The sequence below is a fragment of the Streptomyces sp. NPDC005438 genome (assembly GCF_040606315.1).
Lineage (GTDB): Bacteria > Actinomycetota > Actinomycetes > Streptomycetales > Streptomycetaceae > Streptomyces.
Genome location: NZ_JBEXEP010000004.1, coordinates 155,959 through 181,076 on the forward strand (window position 1 = coordinate 155,959; position 25,118 = coordinate 181,076).

23 protein-coding genes and 1 tRNA gene are annotated in these 25,118 nt (G+C 72.6%); 11 read left to right on the forward strand and 13 right to left on the reverse strand.

Annotation, left to right across the window (positions count from 1 at the left end; all coding sequences use genetic code 11):
* Positions 1–360: 360 nt before the first annotated feature.
* The 4 genes from ABZT14_RS10965 to ABZT14_RS10980 are packed head-to-tail and all read right to left on the reverse strand — an operon-like array spanning position 361 to position 4,121.
* Complete coding sequence (locus ABZT14_RS10965; protein ID WP_356299556.1) at positions 361–1,197, reverse strand: class II fructose-bisphosphate aldolase; 837 nt, start codon at positions 1,195–1,197, stop codon at positions 361–363.
* Positions 1,188–2,192, reverse strand: a complete 1,005-nt coding sequence (locus ABZT14_RS10970; protein WP_356299558.1) for a 1-phosphofructokinase family hexose kinase — start codon at positions 2,190–2,192, stop codon at positions 1,188–1,190. Before ABZT14_RS10970 ends, ABZT14_RS10965 begins: the two co-directional genes overlap by 10 nt.
* Positions 2,189–3,133 (reverse strand): ROK family protein, encoded by a 945-nt coding sequence (locus tag ABZT14_RS10975; protein WP_356299560.1) that lies wholly within the window; start codon positions 3,131–3,133, stop codon positions 2,189–2,191. The genes ABZT14_RS10970 and ABZT14_RS10975 overlap by 4 nt, the downstream gene beginning before the upstream one ends.
* Positions 3,134–3,146: 13 nt before the next feature.
* Positions 3,147–4,121: a sugar isomerase gene (locus ABZT14_RS10980; RefSeq protein WP_356299561.1), complete on the reverse strand. Its 975-nt coding sequence runs from the start codon at positions 4,119–4,121 to the stop codon at positions 3,147–3,149.
* 451 nt (positions 4,122–4,572) lie between these two features.
* Between ABZT14_RS10980 and ABZT14_RS10985 the strand changes: the two genes are divergently transcribed.
* The gene (locus ABZT14_RS10985; RefSeq protein WP_356299563.1) at positions 4,573–5,379 is read left to right on the forward strand and encodes a DeoR/GlpR family DNA-binding transcription regulator; all 807 of its coding nucleotides are present in this window, start codon (positions 4,573–4,575) and stop codon (positions 5,377–5,379) included.
* A gap of 105 nt (positions 5,380–5,484) precedes the next feature.
* On the opposite strand, the gene ABZT14_RS10990 is transcribed toward ABZT14_RS10985, so the two are convergent.
* The 3 genes from ABZT14_RS10990 to ABZT14_RS11000 all read right to left on the reverse strand — a co-directional run bounded on the left by ABZT14_RS10990 (position 5,485) and on the right by ABZT14_RS11000 (position 9,266).
* Complete coding sequence (locus ABZT14_RS10990) at positions 5,485–6,240, reverse strand: RNA methyltransferase (RefSeq protein WP_356299565.1); 756 nt, start codon at positions 6,238–6,240, stop codon at positions 5,485–5,487.
* 669 nt (positions 6,241–6,909) lie between these two features.
* Positions 6,910–8,181, reverse strand: a complete 1,272-nt coding sequence (locus ABZT14_RS10995; protein WP_356299567.1) for an HTTM domain-containing protein — start codon at positions 8,179–8,181, stop codon at positions 6,910–6,912.
* Positions 8,178–9,266: a DUF5819 family protein gene (locus tag ABZT14_RS11000; protein ID WP_356299569.1), complete on the reverse strand. Its 1,089-nt coding sequence runs from the start codon at positions 9,264–9,266 to the stop codon at positions 8,178–8,180. Before ABZT14_RS11000 ends, ABZT14_RS10995 begins: the two co-directional genes overlap by 4 nt.
* Before the next feature lie 250 nt (positions 9,267–9,516).
* Here ABZT14_RS11000 and paaA point away from each other — a divergent pair, with 250 nt between their 5' ends.
* The 5 genes from paaA (at position 9,517) to ABZT14_RS11025 (ending at position 13,304) form a co-directional block, all read left to right on the forward strand.
* Complete coding sequence (paaA, locus tag ABZT14_RS11005) at positions 9,517–10,479, forward strand: 1,2-phenylacetyl-CoA epoxidase subunit PaaA (RefSeq protein WP_356299571.1); 963 nt, start codon at positions 9,517–9,519, stop codon at positions 10,477–10,479.
* Positions 10,480–10,564: 85 nt separating this feature from the next.
* Entirely contained in the window at positions 10,565–10,852 is a 288-nt protein-coding gene (gene paaB / locus ABZT14_RS11010; RefSeq protein ID WP_356299573.1) for a 1,2-phenylacetyl-CoA epoxidase subunit PaaB, read from the forward strand.
* Positions 10,849–11,559, forward strand: a complete 711-nt coding sequence (gene paaC, locus ABZT14_RS11015) for a 1,2-phenylacetyl-CoA epoxidase subunit PaaC (protein ID WP_356299575.1) — start codon at positions 10,849–10,851, stop codon at positions 11,557–11,559. The genes paaB and paaC overlap by 4 nt, the downstream gene beginning before the upstream one ends.
* A gap of 32 nt (positions 11,560–11,591) precedes the next feature.
* Positions 11,592–12,125, forward strand: coding sequence for a 1,2-phenylacetyl-CoA epoxidase subunit PaaD (paaD, locus tag ABZT14_RS11020; RefSeq protein WP_356300153.1), 534 nt, complete (start codon positions 11,592–11,594; stop codon positions 12,123–12,125).
* 81 nt (positions 12,126–12,206) lie between these two features.
* Positions 12,207–13,304 (forward strand): 2Fe-2S iron-sulfur cluster-binding protein, encoded by a 1,098-nt coding sequence (locus ABZT14_RS11025; RefSeq protein ID WP_356299577.1) that lies wholly within the window; start codon positions 12,207–12,209, stop codon positions 13,302–13,304.
* Between the two features lie 606 nt (positions 13,305–13,910).
* On the opposite strand, the gene ABZT14_RS11030 is transcribed toward ABZT14_RS11025, so the two are convergent.
* From ABZT14_RS11030 to ABZT14_RS11040, 3 genes are read right to left on the reverse strand one after another with little or no spacing between them, the layout of a single operon-like run.
* Entirely contained in the window at positions 13,911–14,252 is a 342-nt protein-coding gene (locus ABZT14_RS11030; RefSeq protein WP_356299579.1) for a rhodanese-like domain-containing protein, read from the reverse strand.
* A gap of 24 nt (positions 14,253–14,276) precedes the next feature.
* Positions 14,277–15,239: a hypothetical protein gene (locus ABZT14_RS11035; RefSeq protein WP_356299581.1), complete on the reverse strand. Its 963-nt coding sequence runs from the start codon at positions 15,237–15,239 to the stop codon at positions 14,277–14,279.
* A 49-nt stretch (positions 15,240–15,288) separates the two neighbouring features.
* A complete protein-coding gene (locus ABZT14_RS11040) occupies positions 15,289–15,591 on the reverse strand; it encodes a helix-turn-helix domain-containing protein (RefSeq protein WP_356300156.1) in 303 nt (100 codons plus the stop codon).
* A gap of 214 nt (positions 15,592–15,805) precedes the next feature.
* On the opposite strand from ABZT14_RS11040, the gene ABZT14_RS11045 reads away from it, so the two are divergent.
* Entirely contained in the window at positions 15,806–16,459 is a 654-nt protein-coding gene (locus ABZT14_RS11045) for an NAD(P)H-dependent oxidoreductase (RefSeq protein WP_356299583.1), read from the forward strand.
* Between the two features lie 120 nt (positions 16,460–16,579).
* Here the strand turns inward: ABZT14_RS11045 and ABZT14_RS11050 are convergent, their stop codons facing one another.
* Positions 16,580–19,096, reverse strand: coding sequence for a glycoside hydrolase family 3 C-terminal domain-containing protein (locus ABZT14_RS11050; protein WP_356299585.1), 2,517 nt, complete (start codon positions 19,094–19,096; stop codon positions 16,580–16,582).
* A gap of 50 nt (positions 19,097–19,146) precedes the next feature.
* The gene (locus tag ABZT14_RS11055) at positions 19,147–20,403 is read right to left on the reverse strand and encodes an MFS transporter (RefSeq protein ID WP_356299587.1); all 1,257 of its coding nucleotides are present in this window, start codon (positions 20,401–20,403) and stop codon (positions 19,147–19,149) included.
* A gap of 356 nt (positions 20,404–20,759) precedes the next feature.
* Here ABZT14_RS11055 and ABZT14_RS11060 point away from each other — a divergent pair, with 356 nt between their 5' ends.
* On the forward strand, positions 20,760–21,374 hold the full coding sequence (locus ABZT14_RS11060; RefSeq protein ID WP_356299589.1) for a TetR/AcrR family transcriptional regulator: 615 nt from the start codon (positions 20,760–20,762) through the stop codon (positions 21,372–21,374).
* Positions 21,375–21,633: 259 nt separating this feature from the next.
* On the opposite strand, the gene ABZT14_RS11065 is transcribed toward ABZT14_RS11060, so the two are convergent.
* Positions 21,634–21,720, reverse strand: a tRNA-Leu gene (locus tag ABZT14_RS11065).
* A gap of 402 nt (positions 21,721–22,122) precedes the next feature.
* On the opposite strand from ABZT14_RS11065, the gene ABZT14_RS11070 reads away from it, so the two are divergent.
* The 3 genes from ABZT14_RS11070 to ABZT14_RS11080 all read left to right on the forward strand — a co-directional run bounded on the left by ABZT14_RS11070 (position 22,123) and on the right by ABZT14_RS11080 (position 25,108).
* Positions 22,123–22,920 (forward strand): DUF3662 and FHA domain-containing protein, encoded by a 798-nt coding sequence (locus ABZT14_RS11070; RefSeq protein WP_356299591.1) that lies wholly within the window; start codon positions 22,123–22,125, stop codon positions 22,918–22,920.
* Between the two features lie 10 nt (positions 22,921–22,930).
* On the forward strand, positions 22,931–23,443 hold the full coding sequence (locus tag ABZT14_RS11075) for an FHA domain-containing protein (RefSeq protein WP_356299593.1): 513 nt from the start codon (positions 22,931–22,933) through the stop codon (positions 23,441–23,443).
* Positions 23,444–23,512: 69 nt separating this feature from the next.
* Positions 23,513–25,108, forward strand: a complete 1,596-nt coding sequence (locus ABZT14_RS11080; protein ID WP_356299595.1) for a Stp1/IreP family PP2C-type Ser/Thr phosphatase — start codon at positions 23,513–23,515, stop codon at positions 25,106–25,108.
* Positions 25,109–25,118: the final 10 nt, after the last annotated feature.

Genomic DNA, 25,118 nt, shown 5'->3' on the forward strand with positions numbered 1-25,118 from the left:
GGGGGCCCGTCTCGGAGGGGGCGGCCCCACCTCGGGGAGCGACCCACCTCGGGGCGATCAGCTACCCAACCGGGGGTGGCGGCGACCGACCTCGGCAAACGGCACCCCCTCCGGCCTCACCGTTCATCGCCGGGCCCCACTCACGGGCCCGGCCGGCCCCGCCCCGGGACCCGTGTCGGGGTCACGGCAGGGGGCAACCCACCTCGGGGCCCCACTCACGGGAGCGCCGAACCCCGGGGTGGCCACCTCGGGGCAAGCCCGCACGGCACCGCCGGCCGCGAAGCCGCGAGCCCGGTCCCCTCAGTCACGGCGGGCCGCCGGGGACGCACGAGTCCGGCCGGTCCAGCCCCCGGGCCGGGGTCAGCCGGCTACCACCCGTAGCAGCCGTTCCGCGCAGTCGGTCATCGCCTCCCGGGCCGGCCGGAGGTACTTGCGGGGGTCCACCACCTCGGGGTGGGCGCGCAGGTGGTCACGTACCGCCTGGGAGTAGGCGAGGTTCAGGGCCGTACCGATGTTGACCTTCACCATGCCCGAGCGCACCGCCTCCCTCAGCTCCCCGTCCGGCACCCCCGAGGAGCCGTGCAACACCAGCGGTACCGGCAGCCGCTCGCGCAGCCGCGCGATCAGCCCGTGGTCCAACCGGGCGGTCCGCGAGGTCATCGCGTGCGAACTGCCCACCGCCACCGCCAGGGCGTCCACCCCGGTGTCCGCCACGTACGAGGCCGCCTCGTCCGGGTCGGTCCGCACCCCCGGGGCGTGCGCCCCGTCCTTGCCGCCGATCTCCCCCAACTCGGCCTCCAACCAGATGCCCTGGCCACGCGCCCAGGCCGCCGCCTCCCGGGTGGCCGCCACGTTCTCCCCGTACGGCAGGGTGGAGGCGTCGAACATCGCCGAGGACACCGCCGTACCGGCCGCCGCCCGCAGCAGCCCCACGTCCTCCACGTGGTCCAGGTGCAGCGCCACCGGCACCGCCGCCTCCCCGGCCACCGCCGTACAGGCCCCCAACAGGCCCGCCAGCCGGCCGTCGTGGAACCGCACCGCGTTCTCACTGATCTGGAGGATCACCGGCAGCCCGGTGTTCTCCGCCGCCGCCACCACCGCCTCCGCGTGCTCCAGGGTGATGACGTTGAACGCGGCCACCCCGTGACCGGCCTCCGCCGCCGCCCTCACCAGTTCCGCGCCGCCCGCTACCGGCATGACGTCCCTTCCTCTCCCGTTCGCGACCCGATCCGCGCCCCACTGAAGGACGCCGGCACAACCCCCTCCTCCACCCGTACCAGGGGCAGCAGCTCCCGGAACGCCTCCCGGTCGAACTCCCCCGCACCCGGCGCCAACACCGTCGCCGCCGACAGCGCCACCGCCCGCCGCAGCACCTCCGGCCAGGCCAACCCCTCCACCAGCCCCGACAGCAACGCGGCCACCACACTGTCGCCGGCACCCGTCGGATTACCGGCCAGCTCCCACGGCGGTTCCGCCCGCCAGCCCCCCGCGCCCGCCACCAGTACCAGCCCCTTCGCCCCCAGGGAGGCCGCCACCGCGGTCGCCCCACCGTCCGCCAACCGACGGGCCGCCGCGTACGGGCACCCCAGACCGGTGGTCTCCGCCAACTCCTCCACGTTCGGCTTGATGATCTCCGGCCGCGCCGTCAACGCGTGCCGCAACGCCCCGCCACTGGCGTCCACCACCACCGGCAGCCGCTGCTCGTGCGCGGCCCGCACCAGCGTCGCGTACGCGTCCGGGGGCACCCCCGGCGGCAGGCTGCCGCACAGGGCCACCGCCGAACACTCCGGCAACAGCCGCCGGTACTCCCCACACAGCCGCGCCCACTCCCGCCCGTCCACCGTCGGACCCGGCTCGTTGAACAACGTCGCGCCCCCACCCTCCTCCACCACCGCCACCGTGCGCCGGCTCTCCCCGGCCACCGTCACCAGGGCGTCCCGCGCGCCCTCCCCCTCCCCGGCCAGCAGGTTCCGCAGCCGCTCCCCCGTAGCGCCCCCGGCGAAGCCGGTCACCACCACGCCGCAGCCCATACCGGACAGCACCCGCGCCACGTTCAGCCCCTTGCCACCGGCCCGCTCCAACGGCCGGCCCACCCGGTGGCTGGCGTGCGGAGACAGCGCGTCCACCCGGTAGGTGACGTCCAGGGCGGCGTTCAACGTCACCGTCAGCACCGGCCGCCGCACCACCCTCACCGCGCCACCCCCACCCGGGCCAACTGCCCCTCGGCCCGCCGCAGTTGACGCCACACCTCCCAGGCCCGCAGACCGGCACCCACACAGGCCGCCATGTCCCCGGTCGCCGCCGGACCCAACGAGGGCCCCACCGGCAACCGGCGCGCCAACGCCCCCCGCAACAGCTCCAGCACCGGCCACCCCGCCTCCGCCAACCGGCCCCCCACCACCACCGCCCCCGGAGGCCGCACACCCCACATCGGCGCCAACACCCCGGCCACCGCCTCCACCGCCCGCCCCCACACCCGCAACGCCTCCCGGTCACCGCACCGGGCCGCCTCCGCCGCGTGCTCCACCCCCACCCACGGATCCCCACACACCCGCGCCCACTCCTCGGCCACCGCCGAGGCGGCGGCCACCGTACGCAGACAGCCCACCGCCCCACAGGAACATCGCCGCCCCCGACCGGACACCGGCAGATGCCCGAACTCCTCCACCCACCCCGCACGGCCCCCCTCACACCGCGCGCCGGCCACCTCCGTACCCCAGGCCAGGTAGAAGAAGCGGGCCAACCCACGGCCCGCGCCCCACTGGGCCTCCGCCACCGCGCCGGCGTCCACCTGGTGCGTCAACACCACCGGAGCCCCCGCCACCACCTCCGCCAACGCGTCCCGGAACGGATGCCCCTCCCCGGGGCGTCCGAGACGCTCACCGTCCCAGACCGGCAGGGCGACCCCCACCGCCTCGGCGGGCCGGCCGAAACGACGGCGCCCCACCAGCCGCAGTTCCTCCACGAAGTCCGGTACCGCACCGGCGACAGGACCAGAGACCGGGGACGCCGAGGACACCGGGGACGCCGGAGACACAGCCCGCCGGTCCCCGTGGAGTACCGCCCCGTTCGGCGCCAACAGCGCCGCCCGCATCGAAGTGCCGCCCGCGTCCACGGCGATGACATGTCGCATCGGCCCGCGTCCCTCAGTTCAGGACCACGGAACGCGTCAGGTTCCGGGGCCGGTCCGGGTCCATCCCCCGCGCCTCGGCGACCGCCACCGCCACCCGCTGCGCCCGCACCAGGTCCGCCATCGGGTCCAGCTCCCCGACCGGGGCACTGGCCGGGCAGGAGTCGTGCAGCAGGACGGCGCCGGTCTGCCGCACGCTGTCCGCCAGCCCCTCGGGCAACCTGCCCAACGCCCACACCACCCGGTTCGGGGCGGCGATGCTGATCGGCCCGTGCCGGTGCTCCATCGCCGGGTACGCCTCGGTCCAGGCGCCGGCCGCCTCCCGCATCTTCAGCGCCGCCTCCAGGGCCAGACCGTAGGTCCAGTCGGTGCCCAGGAAGGTGAACTGCTCGGCCCGCACCACCTCGGCCGGCAACCTCGCGGCCAACGCCCGTTCCGCGTCCCGGGCCACCGGCTCCAGACGGTGCCCCAGGTGCGCCCGCAACAGGGCCAGCGCACTGGTGGCGAACCGGGTCTGGACCACCGACCGTTCGTCGGCGAAGTCCAGTACGGCGACCTGGTCGGCTGCCTCCATCACCGGGGTGCCGGGGTCGGCGGTGATCGCCGACAGCGGTACCTCGCCCCGCAGGGTGTCCAGCACCTCCAGCACCTCGGTGGTGGTGCCGGAACGGGTGAGGGCCAGCACCCGGTCGTAGACGCGGAGGGTGCCGTGCCGGGTGCCGCCACGGTTGCTGTCGGGGCCGCCCGCGCGGACCCGACCGTAGGGGAACTGGGAGGCGGCGAAGGCGTCGGTCAGGCCCTGGCCGGCACGTTCGCGCAGGGCGGCGTACGACTGGGCCACGAACCACGAGGTGCCACAGCCGATCACGGCCACCCGCTCGCCGGGTCCGGGCAGCACCTCCTCCAGGGAGGGGGCCAGTCGTTCCGCCTGGCGCCAGCAGTCGGGCTGGGAGGCGATCTCGGAGGCGGTCAGGGTCGTACCGGGGGACATCACGGCTCCTGTGGAAGAACGGTGCCCGGGGGAGCGGTCCCCAGGGCGGGAGTCGGTCGGGTGTCGGGGGTGTGGGTGAGCGGCGGGGTCGCCGGGCGTACCGGGGAGGTGCCGGCGGAGGGGGAGTCGGGCGGGCACACGGCGTCGGGCCGGGCCCGGCGGTTCGGTACGCCGCCGGAGCGGCGAGCGGCCGGGGCCGTACGGGACAGCGGGGAGCACACAGTCTTCATGCGCGTTTTTGATTCTTGCACGCCCATTTCGCGCAGTAAAGAGCATGAAGTGCGCGAGGATCTGAGAGAAACGGTGGCTCTACGCCCATGACCGCGCACTGTGCGACGCTACGCGCGCGGGACCCGCGCACCCACAGACCCCGATCACGCGCGACCACCCCTGACACACCGCGCCGGAACGACCGGCCGGCCCACACCAGCCAGACCCGAAGGGACGCCCGGTGGCCAAGCAGGAACGTTGGACGGCGCTGCTCGAACTCCTCGCCGAACGGGGGCGGTTGGAGGTCGAGGACGCCGCCGCCACCCTGGAGGTCTCCCCCGCCACCATCCGCCGCGACCTCGACGAACTCGCCGCCCAGCACATGCTCACCCGCACCCGGGGAGGGGCCACCGCGCACGGCGTCTCCTACGAGCTGCCCATGCGCTACAAGTCCTCCCAGCACGCGCCCGAGAAGCAGCGCATCGCCCGGGCGGTGGCCGACCTCGTCTCCCCCGGCGAGGTCGTCGGGCTCAACGGAGGCACCACCACCACCGAGGTCGCCCGGGCTCTCGCCCTCCAGCACGCCCCCCACCCGGCGGGCAACCACCAGCCGCCCGCCCCCCAGGGGCCCGCTCTCACCCTGGTCACCAACGCCCTCAACATCGCTACCGAACTGGCCGTACGCCCCCACATCAAGATCGTCGCCACCGGTGGGGTGGCCCGGCCCCAGACCTACGAACTCACCGGGCCGCTGACCGCCGGGGTACTGGACCAGGTCAACCTGGACACCACCGTGCTGGGCGTCGACGGACTCACCGGCGAACAGGGGCTGATGACCCACCACGAGGACGAGGCCGCCATCAGCCGGCTGTTCATCCGCCGGGCCCACCGGGTGATCGTCGCCACCCACGCCTCCAAGATCGGGCACCGGGCCTTCACCCGGGTCTGCGACCTCGACCAGGTCGACCACCTGGTCACCGACACCAGCCTCACCGCCGAGCAGCGCGGCCAACTCGCCGACAGCGGCGTGGAGATCACCACCGTCTGACCCCGTGCACGGCGCGCCCCGGTGCCCCAGCGGCCCGGTATCCCGGCGCCCCGGGATCCCCCATGCCCTGTGCGTCCCGTACCGGTCGGGCCCGGCCGGTACGGGTCAGGGCTCGCCCAGTCGCCAGTGGTAGAGGGTCATCGCCACGCTGGTCGCCAGGTTGTAGCTGGACACCTGGGGACGCATGGGCAGGGCCAGCAACCGGTCGGCCCCAGCGCGGAGTTCGGGGGAGACACCGTGCCGCTCGGAGCCGAACACCAACAGTGCCTCCGCCGGAATCCGCACATCGCGCAGGTCCTCCCCCTCGGGGTCCAGAACCCAACGGGGGCCCGAGGGCAGTTCCTCCGGCTCCACCCGTTCCACCCGGGTGGCGAAGTGCAGCCCGGCGCCGGCCCGTACCGCGCCCGGGTGCCAGGGGTCGGCGCTGCCGGTGGTGACCACGCCCGCCACGTCCATGCCCGCCGCGAGCCGGATCACGGCGCCCAGGTTGCCCAGGTGCCGGGGCTGGTCCAACACCACCAGGGGGGCGACCCTGGTCAGCAGGCCCAGCGCGGTCAGGTTCTCCACCGGGTCGGGCCGCTCGGCCAGGGCGACCACCCCGGTGGGGTGCACCCTCGGAACCAGGGCCCGCAGGGTGGCCTCGGGCACCCGCACCACCAGTGGGCCCAGTCGGTCCACCAGGTCGGGGGCCAACTCCCTCGCCAGCTCACGTACTTGGTCCGGGTCCAGGGCCAGCACCCGGAACAGGGGGGCGTCGAACCGGAGGGCGTGTTTCAGCGCGTGGAAACCGTCCAGCACCACCGCGCCCTCGGCCACCCGGGCCCTCCACTCCCGGACGACCCCGCTCGTCTCCTCACTCATCGCCCCACCCTACGAGTGTGGATCACCCACCCGGACACCCTGCTCCACCCCGGGCAGCCCGTCCAGTCGTCCACAGACGCAGCCGCTCCTCGTTGCATTCCTACGACTAACAAGGCCCCCTGTGGACAACGCTCAGCACACTCCCCGAACTTCGTGCAGGATGAACCACGGTTGGACTTCGGCCCCACCGTGCGGGCTCGAATGACCGCTGGCCAGCGGTCATTCGAGTGGGCCGAAGCTCGTCCGGGAGCAGCGCGCCTCCCGGACGGCCGCGGCCCAACCAGTCGGGGGTGGGTGGGGGTGGGGGGGAGGGGGACCCCCCAACTACAAGGTCATGCCCACCCGGTCCTGCGGCCCCACACGACGAGGGTGTGGGGTGCGTCAGGTTGCGGAGGCTGCCGTCTCGCCTACCGAGTCGCGGGGCTGACCTACCTACGTACCGCGTTGCGGGGGCACGTCCTGGGGCCGCCCCCGCACCAGGGACAGGCGAAGCCGGGCTCGGCTGGTGCCGCACGGCCGAGGTGGGCACGACCGCCCCCGCACCCCGTATCCACCCGGGCCCCGCACCGAAGCCCCCGCGCCAGGGACACCCCGCACCGAACCGAGCCGCCCACCCGGGCCCCTGCCCAGCGGAACGGGTGGCGGCCCCCGGGCAAGGGGCCCCACCGGTCAGTTGACCGGGAGGGGGACCTCCTCGGGGGAGTGCGGGTCGGGGTGGTCGTCGGCACGGTCGCGGCGACCGGGGAGGAGTCGTCGCCGTAGACCGTTGACGCGGGCGCCGGTCCAGCGGAGGAAGTTCTCCGGGAGGAACACCGCGTCGGCGGCGATCATGGCGAGGGAGAAGAACGGCAGCCCCATCAGTACGGCGATGCTGAGGTGTTCCGCGATCATCACCGTGAGCAGCACGTTCTTGATCCGTCGGTGGAAGACGGTGAAGGGGAAGGCGACCTGGATGATCACGGTCACATAGGTCATGCCCAGCACGATCAGGCTGCTGCTGACCAGGGTCTCGCCGAGTACGGGGAAGGGGGCGAAGTAGTCCAGGTGCATGGGGTAGTAGGAGGCGGTGCCGTCCTGCCAGCGGGAGCCCTGGATCTTGTACCAGCCGGCGGTGGCGTAGATGAAGCAGACCTGCGCCATGATCACCAGCAGGGTGCCGTTGTGGCCGATGTGGGCGAGGATGTCGCACAGTTGGCGGGGCTCTCCGACACCTCGGCGGTTGACCGCCCACCACAGGCCGTGGACTGCCCACATGCCCCAGAAGAACAGGGCCCAGCCCAGGCCGAGTTGGCTGGCTCCGGTGACCAGGGCGAGCAGCAGTCCCAGTACCGACCACAGCACCACTCCGGTGATGTCCTGGGCGGGTGGCTGCTGTTGCGGGCGCTGTTCGCGGCGGGCGCGGCGGGCGTCGAGGGACCAGACCTGGGCGCAGCGGGTGAGGACCAGGTACATGGCCATGAGGTGGATGACGTTGTCGCCGCCGTCGCCCATGAAGACGCTGCGGTTCTGTAGCGAGAGCACGCCGATCATGAACAGCAGGGAGCTGGTGCGGGTGCGCCAGCCCAGGGCGAGGGTGACGCTGGAGGCGAGGGCCAGGAGGTAGACGAGTTCGAACCAGCTGGTGGAGTCGGTCCACAGCAGGGCGGTGAACGCCTGGTTGTTGGAGACGAGTTGCTCGCCGAGGGCGAAGTCCCAGGGGCCGTCGGGGCCGTACAGCTCGTGGCGGTGGGGCCATTCGCGCAGGAGGAAGACCAGCCAGGTGAAGGCGAAGCCGATGCGTACCACGGCGGTCTGGTAGGGGCCGAGGGAGCGGCTGGTGACGGTGGCGAGGCCTCGGTTGAAGGCCTGGTCGGCGCGCTGTCGGGTGGTGTGGAGGGTACGGCGTGCGGTGGCGGGTTCTTGGGGGGTGGAGGGTTCTCGGGGGGTGGGTGTGGAGGTCATCGGTGGTCGCCCCCGGGGATGTCGGAGCTGGTGACGGTCCACCAGGGCATGGTCTCGTGGTTGGTGGTGGTGTCGGTGCGTTCACCGCTCCAGTGCGGTGCCTTGACGTTGGTGGTGGCGGAGCGGACCTGGATCTGTTCGACGGAGCCGCCGTCCCGTTCGGCGCCGATGCGCTGCATCACGATGCGTTTGATGTACCGCTCGGAGAGTTGTCCGCGAAGACCGACGGGCTTGTTGTCCTTGTCGTGGGAGTTGCGGAAGAACTCCCAGCCGCGTCGGAGTTCGTTCTGTTGGGTGTGGCTGGGGGCGGGGTTGCCCTTGATGTCCTCGCCGTCCATGGCGGACAGGTCGATCCACGCGGTGGTGGTGGTCTGTCCGTCGTCGCTGGCGATCTTGGCGCGGGTCTGGACGTGGATGTTCTGTTGCAGGGGGTTGGGGGCGAACAGTTTCCAGTTCTGTTCGAACTCGGGGAGGACGTAGTCGTCGACGACGTCGCCGTGGTTCTGGGTGACGGTGTTGGTGGGGGCGACGTGGAAGAAGACCATCAGCAGGTGGAAGCCGACGGCGACCACGGTGATGGCGAGGGCCACGGCGACGGTGATCCGGGCGGGGAGGGACAGGGAGAGGAGTCCGGCGAGGGCGGGGTCCTGGTCGTCGGGGAGGTCCTCGTCGGTGGGGGGCGGCAGGGTGCCGGGCCCCCCGGGGTCCCCGAGGTCGCTGAAGTCGTCGGGCTCGCCGAGGTCGCCGGGGTGGTCGAGGTCGCTGAAGTCGCCGAGGTCACCGGTGTCGTCGGGGTGGCCGCCCGTCGGTTCGCCCCGGCGGTCGATGCCGTGAGTGCTGTCAGTGCTGTCTGTGCCACTGGGGCCGCTGGGGCTGTCGGTGCCGTCCGGGGCCTCGGGGTGGTGGGGGACGGTGGCCTGGTCGGCCGGTCCCTGGGGGTCGGTGTCCTGGGGCTGTCTGGCGTCGGGAACGACGTGGTGCGGGGTCGCCTGGCCGTGCGGTGGGGGTTCCTCGTCGGATGGGCCGCCGCCGGCGCCCCTGGTGGGGGGCGCCGCCTCCCCGTGCGGCTGGTGCTGGGGGTCCATGCCCGCTCGCTCTCCGTGTGCCTGTGCGTGCCTTGGTACCGCGTACGGCCGGGGTGTCCGGTTCGTACGCGTGGGTACGGGCCGGTGTCCGCGTCCCGTCGCCCCCAGAGGTTATCCAGCGCCTTGACAGGGTGCGGAGGTACCGCCGACGATTGAACCGAACGATCGGTCGGTTGTACCGGACAGGCGGCGGCGGGGACACCCCTCGCGGAGCCGCATCACCCCAGGGATCGCGGGCAAGGGGGCTCGGATGACAGCAGTGCTTCCCGAGGCGAGCGGCTCGGACGCGGAGCGGCAGCGGGTCTTCGACGAGGCCATCGCGGCCGACGAACGCGTCGAGCCACGGGACTGGATGCCGGACGCCTACCGCACCGGTCTGATCCGCCAGATCGCCCAGCACGCGCACTCCGAGATCATCGGGATGCAGCCGGAGGCGAACTGGATCACCCGCGCGCCCTCGTTGCGGCGCAAGGCGATCCTGATGGCGAAGGTGCAGGACGAGGCGGGGCACGGTCTGTATCTCTACAGCGCGGCCGAGACCCTCGGCGCCAGCCGCGAGGAGATGCTGGACAAGCTGCACTCGGGCCGCCAGAAGTACTCCTCGATCTTCAACTACCCCACTCTGACCTGGGCCGACGTGGGCGCGATCGGTTGGCTGGTGGACGGTGCCGCGATCACCAACCAGGTGCCGTTGTGCCGCTGCTCCTACGGCCCGTACGCCCGCGCCATGGTGCGGGTGTGCAAGGAGGAGTCGTTCCACCAGCGGCAGGGGTACGAGCTGCTGATGGCCCTGAGCAAGGGGTCGCCGGCGCAGCACGCGATGGCGCAGGACGCGGTGGACCGTTGGTGGTGGCCGTCGTTGATGATGTTCGGCCCGCCGGACGACGCCTCGGCGCACAGCGCGCAGTCGATGGCCTGGAAGATCAAGCGGCACTCCAACGACGAGCTGCGTCAGCGGTTCGTGGACATCTGTGTCCCGCAGGCCGAGTCGCTGGGGTTGACCCTGCCGGACCCGGATCTGCGGTGGAACGAGGAGCGGGGCGCCCATGACTTCGGCGCCATCGACTGGGACGAGTTCAAGCAGGTCCTCAAGGGCAACGGCCCGTGCAACGAGCAGCGGCTGAGTCAGCGGCGCCGGGCGCACGAGGAGGGTGCCTGGGTGCGTGAGGCGGCGGAGGCGTACGCCGGCAAGCGTCGGCGGAGCGCGGCGTGACGGGCGGGCCGGGGACGGCTGCCGTGACAGGGCTCGGGGAGCGGACGGGTCGCCTTCGGCGGCCCCGGCAGGAAAGGGTTCGGCGATGAGCTCCAGTGACTGGCCTCTGTGGGAGGTCTTCGTACGCAGTAGGCGGGGGTTGTCCCACACGCACGCGGGCAGTCTGCACGCCCCGGACGCCGAGATGGCGCTGCGGAACGCGCGGGACCTGTACACGCGTCGTTCGGAGGGGGTGTCGCTGTGGGTGGTGCCGTCCTCGGAGATCACCGCGTCCTCCCCGGACGAGCGGGATCCGTTCTTCGCGCCGGCCGGTGACAAGCCGTACCGCCATCCCACCTTCTACTCCATCCCGGAGGGGGTGCCGAACCTGTGAGCGGGGTCGAGGCGGCGCTGGTGCTGGGCGACGACGCGTTGGTGCTGTCGCATCGGCTGGGCGAGTGGGCCGGTCACGCTCCGGTGCTGGAGGAGGAGGTGGCGCTCGCCAACATCGCGTTGGACCTGCTGGGGCAGGCACGTGCCCTGTTGTCCCTGGTGGGGGACGAGGACGAGTTGGCGTATCTGCGGGAGGAGCGGGAGTTCCGCAACGTGCGGTTGGCGGAGCAGCCGAACGGGGACTTCGCGCACACCATCGTGCGGCAGCTGTACTTCTCCACGTACCAGGGGCTGTTGTACGAGGAGTTGGCGGGCGTCGAGGAGGGTGTGCCGGCGATCGCGGCGAAGGCCCGGCACGAGGTGGCCTACCACCGGGACCACGCGGAGCACTGGACCTTGCGGTTGGGGGACGGTACGGAGGAGAGCCACGGTCGGGCCCAGCGGGCGGTGGACGCGTTGTGGCGGTTCACCGGGGAGCTGTTCCAGCCGGTGGAGGGTCTGTCGGTGGACTGGCGGGGGTTGGACGAGCGGTGGGTGTCCCAGGTGGGTGAGGTGCTGGGGCGGGCCACGCTGACCGTGCCGGAGGGGCCGCGTCAGGACGCGTGGAGCGCGGGTGGTGGCCGTCAGGGGCTGCACACCGAGTCGTTCGGTCCGATGCTGGCGGAGATGCAGCATCTGCACCGTAGTCATCCGGGGGTGAGCTGGTGAGCGCGACGACCGGGGACCCGGAGCTGCGGCGGCTGTGGGAGGCGGGTGAACTGCCTCTGCTGGAGCGGTTGTTGGCGGAGTGGGCCGGTGAGGTGCCGGACCCGGAGTTGCCGGTGTTGACCCTCGGTGAGCTGGGTGTGGTGCGGGGGGTGGAGGTGCTGGGGCCGGACGAGGTCGAGGTGCTGTTGACTCCCACGTACACCGGTTGTCCGGCGATCGAGGCGATGTCGGAGGACATCCGTCGGGTGCTGTACGGGCGGGGGGTGGGGCAGGTGGCGGTGCGTACCGTGTTCTCCCCGCCGTGGTCCACCGACGACATCTCGGACGAGGGGCGTCGGAAGATGGCCGAGTACGGGGTGACGCCGCCCCGGCGTTCCGGTGGCGGCACGGTGACGTTGAGTCTGGGTATCCGCTGTCCGCAGTGTGGGGCGACGGAGACCGAGTTGTTGAGCCGTTTCTCGTCGACGGCCTGCAAGGCGTTGCGTCGTTGTGTGGCGTGCGGTGAGCCGTTCGACCACTTCAAGGAGGTTCCTCCGGTGGGTTTCCCGCCGTCGGGGGACCGCTAGGACGTCCGTCAGCGCCCGGCGGTGGTCGGGCCCCTCCTTCTTGTCTTCCCGGTTCCTCTCTCGCCTGTTACGGAGACTGCCATGTCCGCACCGCGTCACGAGTTCCACGCGCTTCGGGTGTCCGCGTTGGAGCGGCTCACCGAGGACGCGGTGGCCGTCACCCTGGAGGTGCCCGAGGGGCTGCGTGAGGACTACCGGTTCCTGCCCGGGCAGCACATCACCCTGCGCCGGCCGCTCCAGGACGGGCGCGGTGAGGACGTACGGCGTACCTACTCGCTGTGCGGCCGGGCCCCGGCCGCCGGGGAGCCGGGGCCGGACCGGCTGACGGTGGGGGTGCGCCGGGTCGACGGCGGGGTGTTCTCCAGCTACGCGGTGAAGGAGCTGGCGGCCGGTGACCTGGTGGACGTGATGCCGCCGATGGGCCGGTTCACGCTGGATCCGGCCGAGGGGTTGTCGGGCCACTACGCGGCGGTGGTGGGGGGGTCGGGCATCACGCCGGTGCTGTCGATCGCCCGCACGCTGTTGGCGCGGTCTCCCGGGGCGCGGCTGTGCCTGGTGCGCGGTGACCGTTCGACGGCGTCCACGATGTTCCTGGAGGAGGTGGCGGAGTTGAAGGACCGCTACCCGGACCGTTTCCAGTTGGTGTCGGCGCTGTCGCGTGAGGAGCAGCAGGCCGGGTTGCCGTCCGGCCGGTTGGACCGGGAGCGGCTCACCTCGTTGTTGCCGGCGTTGGTGCCGGTGGAGTCGGTGCGCGGCTGGTTCCTGTGCGGCCCGTTGGGGCTGGTGGAGGGTACGGCGTCGGCGCTGCGGGAGCTGGGGGTGCCCCGGGAGCGGGTGCATCAGGAGGTCTTCCACGTGGCGGAGGTTCCGGCCCGTACGGTGCCGACGGAGGAGGTCCAGGCGGACGCCACGGTAGCGGTGACCCTGGATGGTCGGGGCGGCAGTTGGCCCTCGCGGGGTGGGGAGAGCGTGTTGGAGACGGTGTTGCGGCACCGTGCGGACGCCCCGTTCGCCTGCAAGGGCGGGGTGTGCGGGACCTGTCGCGCCTTCGTGGTGGACGGTGAGGTGCGGATGGACCGTAACTACGCGCTGGAGGACGACGAGGTGGAGGCCGGCTACGTACTGGCCTGTCAGTCCCATCCGGTCACCGAACAGGTGGAGCTGGACTTCGACCGCTGACCGCCCGCCCGACTCCCGTACCGTCGCCCGGGGTGGGCCGTTCTCGGTCGCCGTACCCCCTTGGGCCGCCGCTCCGGGGCCGGTCGCGGCCCCTGGTGCCGGTGCCCCGGGGTGCCCCGGCCTTGGCCCGCCCTCGGCCGGAACCCGTGGCAGAGGCTCCACCCCCGCCCGACCACACCGGGCTCCCCCGCCGGTGACCCGACTCCCCGGCCCCGAGCCGGGGTCGGCCGCACCGGCCGGCGTACCCGAGCACCCGGAGCTGGACGAACACCACACGCCACCCACGGCGTACGGGGCCCCACGCGCCCAACTCCCGGCCCCCCAACCGGGGTTGACCACCACGGGAGCGGTACTCCCTGCGGGGCCCCTCCATCCGAGGCCACGCGCCCGCGAGAGGCGCCGCCCGACCAGCCGGGAACCCTCCACGGGACACGACGCACCGTACGAGGCGTACCGGCACCCCTGGCCTCCCCCACCGGAACCCCGTGGAGAACACCACCCGCCACCCACGGCGTACGGGGCCACGCGCCCACCAACTCCCCACCCCCGAGCCGGGGTTGCCCCCCACGGGAACCGCCCCGGGCCCGGGGCGGGCCGGGGCCGGGGTCAGAGCACGGAGGGGTCGGTGCCTTCGGGGGCGACCAGTTGGCGGCCGGCGGCGGCCCAGGCGAGCATCCCGCCGTCGACGTTGACCGCGTCGATGTCCTGGGCGCGGAGGTACTGGGTGACCTGGGCGGAGCGTCCGCCGGCCCGGCAGACCACGTACACCCGCTGGTCGTCCTCCAGGCGTTCGGTGAGTTCACCGAAGCGGTTGACGAAGTCGCTCATCGGGATGTGCAGGGCGTCCTCGGCGTGGCCGGCCGCCCACTCGTCGTCCTCCCGGACGTCCAACAGCAGCCCTTCGGCCGGTACCGCGTCGACGTTCACCTCGGGTGCTGGGCCGTGCATCTGCGTCTCTCCTCGTTCTCGGGTTCAGCCGTCGTGTTGTTCGGCGGCCATCCGGGCCAGTCTGGCCTCGCGTTCGGCGACCTCCGCCAGGAGCCGTTCGGCGACCTCGTCGAGCAGTTGGTCCGGGTCGTCGGGGGCCATCCGCAGCATGGAGCCGATGGCGCTGGACTCCAACTCCTCGACCAGTGCGGCGAGTTGTTCCTTGCGTTCGGCCAGCCACTCCAGCCGGGCGTACAGCTCCTCGCTGCGGCTGGCCTCGGTGGGGGCGGGTGCCGGGCCGCGTTCCCACTCCTCGGCCAGTTCCCGCAGGGTGTCCAGGTCCCCCTGGGCGTAGGCCCGGTTGACCCTGGCCATGAAGGTCTCGCGGCGTTCGCGTTCCCGGTCGTCGCGGGCCAGGTCGGGATGGGCTCGGCGTACCAGTTCGCGGTAGGTCCTGCGGGTCTCCTCGCTGGGCCGTACCCGTTCCGGTGGGCGTACCGGGCGGTCGGTGAGCATGGCCTCGGCCTCGGGGGAGAGCCCGTCGGAGTCGACCCAGCCGTGGAAGAGTTCCTCCACTCCGGGGACGGGCAGCAGGGCGTCGCGGGCTTCCTTGGCCTTGCGCAGGTCCTCGGGGTCCTGGGTGCGTGCGGCGACGGCGGCGAGGATCTGGGCGTCCAGTTCGTCCAGCCGCGCGTACATGGGGCCCAGCCGCTGGTGGTGCAGGCGGGAGAAGTTCTCCACCTCGACCCGGAAGGTCTCCACGGCGATCTCGAACTCGATCAGCGCGCCCTCGGCCCGCTGTACGGCGGCCTCCAGCCGCTGGGTGGCCTCCTCTTCCCGTCGCCACTGCTCCTCGGGGTCTTCCCGTCGCCACTGCTCCTCGGGACTCTCCGCCCGCAGGTGCTCCTCGGGGGCCTCCGCCCGCTCGTCCGGGGGCGCGTGGTGGCCGCGCGCGCCGGTGTACGCGTCCGCCGTGGCCTGTTCGCCGTGGTCGCCGTGCCGCTCCATATCGCTGCACCCTACGGGTTCGGGCCGGGGGGCCGTGAGCCGGTGGGCGTCAGGGGCGGTAGGCCTCGGGGCACTTGCTGGAGCCGCCGGGCAGGTGGGCCTCGGCCCAGCGGGTGAGTTCGGTCATGGCGGGGCGGAGGGCCACGCCGGCGTCGGTGAGTTGGTAGCGGACCCGCAGTGGGGGGCCGCCGTCGACCTCGCGGACCACCAGGCCGAGGGCGGCGAGTTCGGTGAGCCGGTCGGACAGCATCCGTTCGCTGATGCCGGGGATGGCCCGGCGCAGTTCGGCGAAGTGGCCGGGGCCGCTCATCAGGGCGGCGAGGATCAGCCCGGTCCAGCGCTTGCCCAGCATCTGGAAGACGCGGTTGATGCCGTCGTCGGGCACCCCGCACGCGCCCTCGCCCTCTTCCCGGTCCGTGACGTGGGCCTGCTGGGGATGGGGTCTGTCGGGCGCGGCCATGGGGCCAGGGTACCTCCGCGAACCAAGCGGGTGCAGAAAAGTAAGTACCTGTGTTATCAATAGCCGCATACGAAGTCCAAGCTACGCACCCTTCGGGAGTACCCCCATGGCGACCCTGCTCCACCTCGACTCCTCCGCCCTCCCCACCGACAGCTCCGCCTCCCGCACGGTGACCGCCCTGTTCCGGGAGGCGTGGGAGCAGCAGCACCCCGAGGGCACGGTGATACGTCGGGACCTGGCGGCCGAGCCGGTGCCGCACCTCGACGCCCCGGCCATCGGCGCGGGGTTCACCCCGTACGAGCGGCGCACCCCCGAGCAGCACGAGGCGTTCCGGCTGCGGGAGGAGCTGACCGGCGAGCTGGAGCGGGCGGACGCGGTGGTGATCGGGGCACCGATGTACAACTACGCGATCCCCTCGACCCTCAAGGCGTGGCTGGACCACGTGATCGTGGTGGGCCGCACCATGGGTACCGACCAGCCGACCGTGGCCGGAAAGCCGGTGACCGTGGTCGCCAGTCGGGGTGGCTCCTACGAGCCGGGCACCCCTCGGGAGGGGTGGGAGTTCGTCCGCAACTACCTGGGGACCGTGCTGGGCGAGGGCATGGGCATGGACGTCGACTTCATCGTCCCGGAGCTGACCCTGGCGCCCACCAACCCGGCGATGTCCGAGCTGGTGCCGAAGTACGAGGAGTCCCTGGAGCGGGCGCACTCGACGGCGCGGCGGCGCGGCAAGGAGGTGGCCGTACAGCTGGCCGGCTGAGCGCGGGGCGGTGCCGGCCCCGCTGGCCCGCTGGTCGGGGTGCGGCCCCGGTACCGGCCTCGGCCCGGGAGGGGCCCCGGGGTGGTGGGTCTCCCCCTCGCCCACCCACCCCCGGGGTGCTCAGGGGGTCGGGACGTCGACCTCGGTGTGGAGGCGTACGTCCTCGACGCTGCGGCCGGCTTCCAGGCGGTACCGCCCGGGTACCTGGCGCCATCCCCCGGCCCGTTCGTCCCACGTCTGGGCCGCCCGGGGGTCCAGCTCGACGGTGGCCGTGACCTCCTGCCCTGGTCGGGCCTCGACCACGGCGAAGCCGACGAGGGACCGTGCCGGGGTGGCGGCCCGTTCGGTGGGGTGCTCCCGGGATGGGGCGCCGGCCGTCGGGGTGTTCAGGTACAGCTGGACCACCTCGCGTCCCGGGCGGTCACCGCTGTTGCGCACCCGCACGGTGGCGGTCAGCCCCGAGCCGCCGTCCTGGGTCGCGCCCTCGGGGGCTTCCGGGGTCCGGGCGGCTTCCAGGGCGAGGTAGTCCCAGGTGGTGTAGCCCAGGCCGTGTCCGAAGGGGTAGGCGGGGCGGGTCTCCGAGCGGTCCCAGGCCCGGTAGCCGATGAACAGGCCCTCCCGGTAGGGGAGTTGGCCGTCCTCGGGGACGACCTGGCGTACCGGGGCGTCCTCCAGGGTGGCCGGCCAGGTGGTGGGCAGCCGGCCGCCGGGCTCGGCGTGGCCCAGCAGTACGTCGGCGAGGGCGGCTCCTCCCTCCTGGCCGGGGAACCAGGTCACCAGTACCGCCGCCACCCGGTCCCGCCAGGGCATCTCCACCGGTGACCCGGCGTTGACCACCACCACGGTGCGGGGGTTGGCCTCGGCCACGGCCTCGACCAGGGCGTCCTGGTGGCCGGGTAGGCGCAGGTGGTCGCGGTCGAAGCCCTCGCTCTCCACCCGGTCGGTGGTGGCCACGACCACCACCGCGACCCGGGCCCGCCGGGCGGCGCGTACCGCCTCGGCGATCAACTCCCCCGGATCGCGCCGGGGTTCGCGGTGGGTCAGGGCGAAGCTGACCGCGTCCAGGGGCAGGTCCTCGGGCTTGAGGATCTCGGCCCGCAGGCTGACCGTTACCGGTTGGCCGGCGGTGAGCCGCACGGTGCCGTGGTGGGCGGGCGAGCCGAGGAAGCCCTCGAAGGGGTCGTCGCTGACCGGCAGGTGCGGCCCGTGGAAGAGGACCCGCCCGTCGACCTCCAGGCGGAAGTGGGCGACGCCCAGGGTGCCGAAGTCGTGGTCGCCGCTCTCCCGGGGGGTGAGGGTGCCGGTGATCTCCACCGAGTGCAGCCGGTCGAAGTCCACGCCGTCGGGGAACTCGCCCACCCAGCGGACCTCGCCTCCGGGCAGGGGTTGGCGTCCCAGTTCCGCCCCGCTCTGGTCACGGGCGACGGCGGTCAGGTCGAAGCCCCGGCCGGCGACGCTGAGGTGTTCGTTGGGGTCGGTGCCCAGGGCGTAGCGCAGGGCGCCGTCGGGGAGCGCTTCGCCGAGTCCGTCCAGGGGGGAGGTGACGTGGTCCGGGAAGACGGTGGCGGAGCCTCCGCCGAGGACGCGGGCGTCGCGGGCGGCGGCACCGAGCAGGGCGACGGTGGTGGTGTCGGGGTCGAGGGGCAGCAGCCGGTCGTTGCGCAGCAACACGAAGGAGCGGCGGGCCAGTTGGCGGGCGGTGGCCGGCCCGTCCACGGGGGGCGGCAGCTGGTCGGCGGGTACGGCGGGTGGGGTGCCGCGCAGGGCGCCGGTGCGGGCGGCGAGGCGGAGGAGGCGGCGTACGGCCTGGTCCACCAGGTGTTCCGGTACCCGGCCCTCCCGTACGGCGCGGGCCAGGGCGGGGCCGTAGACGGTGCGGGGGCCGGGCATGGCCAGGTCGAGGCCGCCGAGGAGGGCGGCGGCGGTGTCGCGGGCGGCGGTCCAGTCGGAGATGACGACTCCGTCGAAGCCCCACTCCTCGCGCAGCACCCGGGTCTGGAGCTGGTGGTGCTCGCTCATGGTGTGGCCGTTGACGGAGTTGTAGGCGCTCATCACGCCCCAGGGGCGGGCCCGTCGGACGATGGTCTCGAAGGGCCTGAGGTACAGCTCGCGCAGGGTGCGCGGGTCGATGAGGTTGTCGACGGTCATCCGCTGGGTCTCGGCGTCGTTGGCGACGAAGTGCTTGACGGTGGTGCCGACTCCGCCGTCCTGGACGCCGAGGACGTAGCCGCTGCCGATGGCTCCGGTGAGGTGGGGGTCCTCGCTGTAGCACTCGAAGTGGCGTCCGCCGAGGGGGGAGCGGTGGAGGTTGACGGTGGGGGCCAGCAGCAGGTGTACGCCCTTGCGGCGGGCCTCCTGGGCGAGCAACCGGCCGGCGAGGCGGGCGAGTCGCGGGTCCCAGGTGGCGGCCAGGGCGGTGGGGGAGGGCAGGGCCAGCGAGGGGTCCTCGGCGCTCCAGCGGGTGCCGCGTACCCCGACGGGTCCGTCGGAGGTGACCAGGGACTCCAGGCCGATCGCGGGGTGGGCGGGGAGCCGCCACATGTCCTGTCCGGCCAGCAGTCGGGTCTTGTCGTCGAGGTCGAGGGCGGCGAGGGCGTCCTCGACGGGCCGCTGGTACGGGTCGGTGGTGTGGTTCACGGGCGGCGCCCCTTCTCGTGTTCTCGTGTGGTGCGGGTGGTCCTCTGCGGTCAACGGGCGGTACGGATGCGGGTGACGAGTACGGAGCCGAGCAGGGCGCAGGCGGCGGAGGTGCCGAACAGCAGGGCGTAGTTGGGGTGGGTGCCCACCGACAGCAGGACGGGCGCCATCAGGGGCATCACCGACTGGGGCAGGGCGTTGGCGATGTTGACCACGCCGAGGTCCTTGGCGGGGTTGTCGGGGTCGGGGAGCACCTCGGTGATCATGGCGGTGTCCACGGCGCCGAAGAGGCCGGCGCCGATGCCGAGGACGAGTTGGGCGAGGATCAGCCCGGGGAGGGCGTCGGCGCCGATGAGGGTGGCCAGTCCGGTGGCGATGGTGAGTCCGCCGGCGATCACCAGGGGCTTGCGGCGGCGCAGCCGGTCCGAGATCCAGCCGCCGAGGGCGGCGGAGCTGGCGTTGACCAGGGCGGACGCGGCCAGGAGCAGGGAGACGGTGCCGGCGGCCTCGGAGGCGGTGGTGTCGAGTTGGTGCGGTACGTACAGGGCGATGTAGGTCAGGGGGGCGGTGCCGCCGAGCAGGACCAGGAACTTGGTGAGCCAGGCCCAGCCGAAGTCGGGGTGGCGGCGGGGGTGGAAGGCCAGCCCGCCGAGGAAGGCCCGGGCCGAGAAGGGGCCGGGGTCGTCGTCGGGCACCTGGTCGGGGAGCCGGTGGGCGAACAGTCCGAGGGTGGCCAGGGCCAGCAGTGCCGGCGCCAGCAGCCCGACGGGTACGGGTACGGCGCCGGCGAACAGGACGGCGAGGGTGACGCCGAGGGTCATGCTGACGCCGACGGCGGCCGAGGCCTTGCCCCGGTCGTCCCTGGGGACCTGGTCGGGGATGGTGGCCAGCAGGGCGGCGAAGGCGCAGTTGTAGCCGACCTGGGCGAGGCACCAACCGGCCAGCAGCGTGGGGGTGTTGGGGGCGAGGGTGACGACGAGCAGGCCGAGCCCGCCGAGGAGGGCGCCGCCCACCAGGTAGGGGCGGCGGCGTCCGTGGCGGGAGCGGCTGCGGTCGGAGAGCCGTCCGGCGAGGGGGTTGGCGAGCAGGGCGACGACGGCGCCGACGCCGAGGACCAGTCCGAGGGTGCGTTCCCGGTCGTGGGGGGTGACCTGTTCGACGCGGAGGGTCATGGTGAGGATGACGGGGGTCATCAGGGCGGCGAACAGGCCGAGGTTGGCGATACCGAGGCGGAGTACGAAGGGCCCGCCCAGGGTGCCGTGCGGGGTGGTGGCCTTGTCCGTGGGCGGAGGTGTGGGATGCGGCACGGGCCACCTCGGGGGTTGAGGTCCTGGGGTGCTGGGGTGCCGTTATCCTGCACTCCCTACCGAGTAATCAGTAGGTGACGTGACCACACCGTTACCTCTCGGGTCGCCGGATGCCGGTCGGGGCACCGTACGGATCCGTCGCCCGGCCCCCGGGAGGGCCGGCAGGCGCGTTCCGGTGCCGTACGTCCCGGGGCGGGAGCCGGGCGGAGGAGTCCGGTGCGGCACTCCGAGGACCGGGGATCGGCGACCACCCCGGCGACCGGGCGGGGCCCGGCACCCGAGAGGCTCCGCACACGCGCGCCTGAGCGATCCGAGCGGCACGCTCTAGGCTGCTGGCAACCGGAGGGAGGCGGCCCATGGCGGAGACCCGACACCGGGCGCGGGGGGTGGAGCGCCGGGCGGAGATCCTCCGGGCGGCGTTGGAGATCATCGCCGAGCGGGGGTACCGGGGCGCGACCCTGGCCAACGTGGCCCAGCGGGTGGGCCTCACCCAGCAGGGGATACTCCACTACTTCCCCACCAAGGAGGCCCTGTTGGTGGGGGTGCTGGAGGAGCGGGACGACTGGGACGCGATGGCGACCTTCGGCCGGGGCGGCGCCTCGGCCCACGCCGACGACCCCTCGCACTCCCCCTGGAACCTGGACAACCTCGGGCTGCTGATCGAGTACAACGCGATGCGCCGGGGCATCATCCAGACCTTCTCCGCACTGCTGGGCGAGAGCATCACCGACGGCCACCCGGCCCGGGAGTTCTTCCGCCGGCGCTACGCCTGGACCCGTCGCCAGGTGGCCGAGACCCTGCGCGCCCACTACGGGGACACCCTGCCCAGCGGGCTCACCCCGGAGCAGGTGGCCCCGCTGGCCCTCGCGGTGCTGGACGGCATCCAGTACCAGTGGCTGCTGGACCCGGACGAGGTGGACATGACCGAGGCCTTCGAGTCCCTGCGCGTCCTGCTGGGTCCGCCCTCCTGACCGGGGCCGCGTCGGACCGGTTGCCCTCCACACGGGGAACGGCACCGGGCCCGGCCGGTACGGGACGGTGACCGCCCACGCCCCGTACACCCCGGGCCGATGGGGGTCACCGACGGGTCACGGCGGGCGGGACGGCGGGGATCAACTTCGGCCGTTCTCCGACCGGTTGGCGTCATCCTGGCGGGACGCCTCGGGGGCTCCCCCGGGAGCGAGGTGCCCGGACAACCAGAAAGACCCCAGCGATGCTGGGGTCTTTCTCTGGTGCGCGAGGGGGGAGTTGAACCCCCACGCCCTTTCGGGCACTGGAACCTGAATCCAGCGCGTCTGCCTATTCCGCCACCCGCGCATTGGGTGAGCCGGGGCCTTGCGACCTGCCGACTGCCTGAAGGCTAGCACGTACCCGGGGTGCCCTTCACATCCGTATCCCGGCCCCTCCGGCACCGCCGACGATCACCCCCGGCGACCCCCCAGCCCCCTCCCTCGGCCGCTCCCCCTCCTGCCCCGGCGCCCGGGAGGGCGGGCACGGCCCACGCCACCGCCCACGCCCCGTACGATGCCTGTTGTGGCCTGAAGGGGTAGCTGGACCATGGCTGTGACGGTCAACACTCGGTCTCAGGGGGGCAGCCGGGGAACCAGCTCATTTCCCCGTGCGTGGATACGATCAGCGGTCGGTATCGCTAACGGTTCGTGCTGCGCTCGGCGAGACTGGTCACGGTAGAGCCGAAGGTAGTGGGGAAGGAGGTGCGGCGTGGGAGTTCTGAAGCGCTTTGAGCAACGGCTTGAGGGCCTCGTCAACGGCACCTTCGCGAAGGTGTTCAAGTCCGAGGTGCAGCCCGTGGAGATCGCGGGCGCCCTCCAACGTGAGTGCGACAACAACGCGACGATCTGGAACCGCGAGCGCACGGTCGTACCGAACGACTTCATCGTCGAGCTGAGCGCCTCGGACCACGAGCGCCTCAGCCCCTACTCGGGACAGCTGGGCGACGAGTTGGCCGGGATGGTCCGGGAGTACGCCAAGCAGCAGCGATACACGTTCATGGGCTCGGTCAGAGTCACCCTGGAGAAGGCGGACAACCTCGACACCGGCCTGTACCGGGTGCGCAGCCGCACCCTGGCCTCCAGCAGCTCCAACCCGCGCCCCGGCACGGCGGCGGCCGGCGGCCAGACCGCGGCCGGCGCCTTCCCTCCGCCGCCCAGCGGCCCGCCCCCGATGCCCTCGCACAGCCCGGGCGCCTCGCAGGGACTCGGGGCGCGCCCCCAGACCCAGGTGCGGCGCTGGGTGGAGATCAACGGCAACCGGCACCAGATCTCCCGGGCCTCGCTGGTGCTGGGCCGCAGCACCGAGGCCGACGTGCGGATCGACGACCCGGGAGTCTCCCGACGGCACTGTGAGATCCGGGCCGGGGAACCCACGACCATCCAGGATCTGGGATCCACGAACGGCATCTTGGTAGACGGGCAGCACACCACTCGCGCTACGCTCCGCGACGGCTCACGGATCGTCGTGGGCAGCACCACGATCATTTACCGGCAAGCCGAAGGGTGAAGCGGGGGCAATGTCAGAGCTGACCCTCACGGTCATGCGGTTGGGGTTTCTGGCCGTACTGTGGCTGTTCGTCATCGTGGCCGTTCAGGTCATCCGTAGTGACCTCTTCGGTACCCGGGTCACCCAACGCCCCACCCCCCGGCGGGGCGGCGGCGAGCAGCGACCGCAACAGCGCGCACCGCAGCAGCCCGCGCCCTCCTCGCGGCGGGCACGCGGGGGTGGCCGTAACACCCCGACCAAGCTGGTGGTGACCGAGGGGTCGCTCACCGGCACCACCGTCACCCTGCAGGGCCAGGTCATCGGACTGGGCCGTGCGCACGATTCGACAATCGTGCTGGACGACGACTACGCGTCAAGCAAACATGCCAAGATCTACCAGGACCGTGACGGCCAGTGGATCGTCGAGGATCTCGGGTCCACCAACGGCACGTACCTGGACAGGACCCGGCTGACCCAACCGACACCGATCCCACCCGGCGCGCCGATTCGCATCGGGAAGACGGTCATCGAGCTGCGGAAGTAGTGAGACAGACATGACGACCGGAGGGTGGGCATCGTGCGGATGTACCCGGAGTCGACGGATGAGGTGCGTATGAGTCTGTCGCTGCGCTTCGCCGCGGGATCACATGACGGAATGATCCGCGAGCACAACGAGGACTCCGGTTACGCCGGTCCCCGACTGCTCGCGGTCGCGGACGGGATGGGTGGCCAGGCCGCCGGTGAGGTCGCCAGCTCGGAGGTGATCTCGACCATGGTGCAGCTGGACGAGGACATCCCCGGCTCCGACATCCTCACCTCCCTGGGCTCGGCCGTGCAGTCCGCCAACGACCAACTGCGGGTGATGGTCGAGGAGGACCCCCAGCTGGAGGGCATGGGCACCACCCTCACCGCCCTGCTGTGGACCGGTCAGCGCCTCGGCCTGGTGCACGTCGGCGACTCCCGGGCGTACCTGCTGCGGGACGGGCAGCTGTCCCAGATCACCCAGGACCACACCTGGGTGCAGAAGCTGGTCGACGAGGGGCGGATCACCGAGGAGGAGGCCACCACCCACCCCCAACGGTCCCTGCTGATGCGGGCGTTGGGCAGCGGTGACCATGTGGAGCCGGACCTGTCGATCCGTGAGGTACGGGCCGGTGACCGTTACCTCCTCTGCTCCGACGGGCTGTCCGGGGTAGTGTCCCACCAGACACTGGAGGACACCCTCGCCAGCTACCAGGGTCCGCAGGAGACGGTGCAGGACCTGATCCAACTGGCCCTGCGCGGCGGCGGACCGGACAACATCACCTGCATCGTCGCGGACGTGCTGGACGTGGACGACACCGACGGCCGGGGCGCCCAGCTCAACGACACCCCGGTGATCGTCGGGGCGGTGGCCGAGACCGAGCACCAACTCGGCGAGGACCCGGGGGCGTTGCAGACGCCGGCCGCCCGCGCCGCCGAACTGCACCGGGCCGCCCCGCCGCCGCCCGCCCCGGGCGCGCACGAGCAGGGTCCGGCCCCGGAGGGGTTCGGCCCTCCCGGGAGCGGTGACCTGTCGGCGACCTCCGCCCCTCCGCCGGGGGTGTACGGGGGGTACGCCGACGACGACCTCAACAAGCCGGGCGGCGGGCGCAAGTGGGGCAAGCGTTCGCTGTACATCGTGCTGACGCTGGCCGTGCTGGGCGGTGCGCTGTACGCCGGTTGGCGCTGGACGCAGAACCAGTACTACGTGGGCCCCAAAGGCCAACACCTCGCGCTCTACAAGGGGTTGAACCAGGAGGTCCTGGGCGTCAGCCTCAACGAGGTGCACCTGGACCACCCCGAGATCGAACTCAAGTACCTGCCGACGTACCAGCGCAAGCAGGTCAACGAGACCATCGCCTACGAGAACCTCGGCCAGGCGCGGACCAAGGTCACCGAGCTGGGCGCGCAGGCCAAGGTGTGCAAGATCGTCGCGCACCAGGAGCAGCAGCCGGACAAGAGCAAGAGTGACAAGGCCCAGCGGGAGAAGGCCGAGCGGGAGAACGGTGGCCAGGGCAGCCGTGGCGGCGGCGGTGCCGGCGACCACACCGGCGACACCGGTGGCTCCGGCGCCCGTCAGGCTTCGACGAACGACAACGGCGACAAGAGCAGCTCCAAGCCCCCCTCCGACGGCCCCCGGCTGTCCGAGGAGCAGCTCAAGCTCGCCAAGCGGTGTACCACACCGTGAGGGGGCCGCT

Excerpts from the sequence above, each read along its gene's own strand:
- ABZT14_RS10995 (WP_356299567.1), bottom strand. The coding sequence starts at position 8,181 with ATGACCTCCACACCCACCCCCCGAGAACCCTCCACCCCCCAAGAACCC.
- ABZT14_RS10980 (WP_356299561.1), bottom strand. The coding sequence starts at position 4,121 with ATGTCCCCCGGTACGACCCTGACCGCCTCCGAGATCGCCTCCCAGCCC.
- ABZT14_RS11075 (WP_356299593.1), top strand. The coding sequence starts at position 22,931 with ATGTCAGAGCTGACCCTCACGGTCATGCGGTTGGGGTTTCTGGCCGTA.
- ABZT14_RS11030 (WP_356299579.1), bottom strand. The coding sequence starts at position 14,252 with ATGCACGGCCCAGCACCCGAGGTGAACGTCGACGCGGTACCGGCCGAA.
- paaB (WP_356299573.1), top strand. The coding sequence starts at position 10,565 with ATGAGCTCCAGTGACTGGCCTCTGTGGGAGGTCTTCGTACGCAGTAGG.
- ABZT14_RS11080 (WP_356299595.1), top strand. The coding sequence starts at position 23,513 with ATGAGTCTGTCGCTGCGCTTCGCCGCGGGATCACATGACGGAATGATC.
- ABZT14_RS11040 (WP_356300156.1), bottom strand. The coding sequence starts at position 15,591 with ATGCTGGGCAAGCGCTGGACCGGGCTGATCCTCGCCGCCCTGATGAGC.
- ABZT14_RS10965 (WP_356299556.1), bottom strand. The coding sequence starts at position 1,197 with ATGCCGGTAGCGGGCGGCGCGGAACTGGTGAGGGCGGCGGCGGAGGCC.
- ABZT14_RS11025 (WP_356299577.1), top strand. The coding sequence starts at position 12,207 with ATGTCCGCACCGCGTCACGAGTTCCACGCGCTTCGGGTGTCCGCGTTG.
- ABZT14_RS10975 (WP_356299560.1), bottom strand. The coding sequence starts at position 3,133 with ATGCGACATGTCATCGCCGTGGACGCGGGCGGCACTTCGATGCGGGCG.
- ABZT14_RS10990 (WP_356299565.1), bottom strand. The coding sequence starts at position 6,240 with ATGAGTGAGGAGACGAGCGGGGTCGTCCGGGAGTGGAGGGCCCGGGTG.
- ABZT14_RS11035 (WP_356299581.1), bottom strand. The coding sequence starts at position 15,239 with ATGGAGCGGCACGGCGACCACGGCGAACAGGCCACGGCGGACGCGTAC.
- ABZT14_RS11045 (WP_356299583.1), top strand. The coding sequence starts at position 15,806 with ATGGCGACCCTGCTCCACCTCGACTCCTCCGCCCTCCCCACCGACAGC.
- ABZT14_RS11060 (WP_356299589.1), top strand. The coding sequence starts at position 20,760 with ATGGCGGAGACCCGACACCGGGCGCGGGGGGTGGAGCGCCGGGCGGAG.
- ABZT14_RS11000 (WP_356299569.1), bottom strand. The coding sequence starts at position 9,266 with ATGGACCCCCAGCACCAGCCGCACGGGGAGGCGGCGCCCCCCACCAGG.
- paaA (WP_356299571.1), top strand. The coding sequence starts at position 9,517 with ATGACAGCAGTGCTTCCCGAGGCGAGCGGCTCGGACGCGGAGCGGCAG.